The organism is Pseudomonas sp. HMSC063H08, assembly GCF_001813645.1.
GTDB lineage: Bacteria > Pseudomonadota > Gammaproteobacteria > Pseudomonadales > Pseudomonadaceae > Pseudomonas > Pseudomonas aeruginosa.
On the sequence record NZ_KV813423.1, the window covers coordinates 1 to 343 of the forward strand.

Genomic DNA, 343 nt, shown 5'->3' on the forward strand with positions numbered 1-343 from the left:
ACTGCTCGACGGTCTTCAGCAGGCCGTCGACGCGGAAACGGATCTTGCTGCCGGTGCCGGCGGGACTCACGACGAAATGCACGTCACTGGCGCGCAGCTCAGTGGCCTTACGAATGATCTTGACCACGCGCTCCTGCATCTGGGTGGCGCGCTGGCCATCGCTATCGACCAGGCCGTCCATGGCGACGGCGCGGTAGAGCTGGTGAATGGTCTGCAGGTCGGTGAGGTTGAGCTGGTATCGGAAGCCACGGCGATCGAGACGGTCGATGAACGACAGAACGTGAATGTCGTTCTGGTGGCTCTCCGATAGATAGAGCGTGCCGTCGGCGGCCAGGGCCATGAT

General features: G+C 62.7%; 1 pseudogene. It reads right to left on the minus strand.

Annotated elements, in window-relative coordinates:
* Positions 1–343, minus strand: a pseudogene (locus tag HMPREF2924_RS11950) (pilus assembly protein); the annotation flags it as partial.